This is a genomic window from Clostridium sp., assembly GCF_051656525.1.
Taxonomy (GTDB): Bacteria; Bacillota; Clostridia; order Clostridiales; family Clostridiaceae; genus Clostridium.
On sequence record NZ_JBOGCC010000026.1, the window covers coordinates 1 to 1,665 of the forward strand.

Genomic DNA, 1,665 nt, shown 5'->3' on the forward strand with positions numbered 1-1,665 from the left:
CGTCAAGTCCACTAACTGGCAGATGCCGCATCGTTTCTTTACCGGCCGTTGGTGTAGCTAGGTGTAGTCGTCTGTGGACCTTAACATCCAATCCCAAAGTCTGCCAACGTCCGCGAAAGTCTACGCTTGTCTGCTGAATCTCCAGGTTAAATTAAAAACCACATTGCTGGGTCTATCATCGATTTTGCTGCCAATTTTGATAAATTTTTGTCCAAGAAGGAGACGTAACTTGATTCAACAGCTTCGGTCTTAATTTCTCTGGGACATAATGACCATCACGAAAACGACCACATAGCTTGCAGTTCCTTTCCAAGAGATCTCGCATGTCATCATTGAGTTCTGGTAGATGTTTTCTGCCTATAGCTGCTTTAGTTACCCGATCAATACCGCCTGCAACTGCGCATGGGTAGTAGCCCTGAGGAGTTAAACCCAAGCCACAACTATGCATAATGTCACATCCATTTTTGAAGTTTGAATACCGGTATTTAGCGTCGTCACAAGGGGCAGAGTTAAAAGGACCAAAGGTTGGTTGGATATTGTTATTCTTGGCAGAGTTTTCGATGTCGATATTCGCTGGAAGGCTTGCCAAGACTTTAGCTACTTTGGGGCCAAACCCGTTGGTTACTAATTGAATAACATCAGCAAGGCCATGATGCTGTAGCTTTGATAGCTCTTCGATAATTTCGTGAAAGTCGGGGTGTAGCGTCGGTTCCCCGCCTAATACGCGAATCCTTCGCCAGAACCTTTTTTTTTCAATAGATTCAGCCACAAAGTCTTTAACAAGTCCAACAGATATATGTTTTGCTTCGGGTGCTTGTGCAGAAGAGCGATTGCAGTTTATACAGCGCAGATTACATTGGTAAGTGATATCAATTTCAATCAGATCATTTGATGGTGAATATTGGTATCCAATAGCTTTTGTCGTGACCTTCAGTACCCGAAACCAACGGTACAATGCTTGAATCTTGAACTTGATTTTCACCAGCCATACCATTCGAGTCGGGTAGTTTCTCGGATAGTAAAACCCCCCTAGCCTTGGCTTTCTGAATAGCATATCCCCCCCTATAATCGCTAAGCTCTACAAAAGATAAATAATGATATAGTGGCTGACGTAACATTTAAATAAAGAAGATGGATGTCTTTGTAGAAAACACTATGAAGCATTCCAGCCCACGCATTTTATAAAGCAGGTAATGGATTCAGAGGGACAACATTGCTATTAGTAGCTCCCAAATAGTGTCGTAAAGCTAACAGGCTGGTACAGAAAGGATTTGTTGTGGCAAAATCACGACTTAACCTCATGCCGAGTTTTGATTGGGAGTGCGCCCGGGGTGGCCGTCGAAAAGAATATTTTGAGTAACTTGTCTTTTCTTAAAGAACACGAAGATGTTTTTTTTGAACTTGCCTATGGGGCTGAGCGCTCTTTCTCCTCCGAACCAAACACCACATTAGTCAAACTCAGACAACTAGCCGAGGCCTTCACTCAGGATATCGCTGCTCGCTGTTGTCTGACCTTTGATGAGCAAACCACTCAGGCCGACTTGTTATTTCTTGTTGGTCGGCAACTCCAGCTGGAACCTTTGGTGCTCAAACTGTTCCATGGTCTGCGTAAAGCGGGCAATCTGGCGGTGCACCAATTTAAAACTCAACACAAAGAGGCGCTGG

The 1,665-nt window shown here is 44.0% G+C and carries 2 protein-coding genes; one reads left to right on the top strand and one right to left on the bottom strand.

Going from position 1 to position 1,665, the window contains the following annotated elements:
- Window positions 1-175: 175 nt before the first annotated feature.
- Complete coding sequence (locus ACRDDY_RS00730) at window positions 176-1,054, bottom strand: radical SAM protein (protein WP_438563052.1); 879 nt, start codon at window positions 1,052-1,054, stop codon at window positions 176-178.
- A 277-nt stretch (window positions 1,055-1,331) separates the two neighbouring features.
- Between ACRDDY_RS00730 and ACRDDY_RS00735 the strand changes: the two genes are divergently transcribed.
- The coding region (locus ACRDDY_RS00735) for a hypothetical protein (RefSeq protein WP_438563053.1) at window positions 1,332-1,665 on the top strand (334 nt) is incomplete at its 3' end.

Coding starts and splice junctions, on each gene's coding strand:
- ACRDDY_RS00730 (WP_438563052.1), bottom strand. CDS start 1,054: ATGCTATTCAGAAAGCCAAGGCTAGGGGGGTTTTACTATCCGAGAAAC.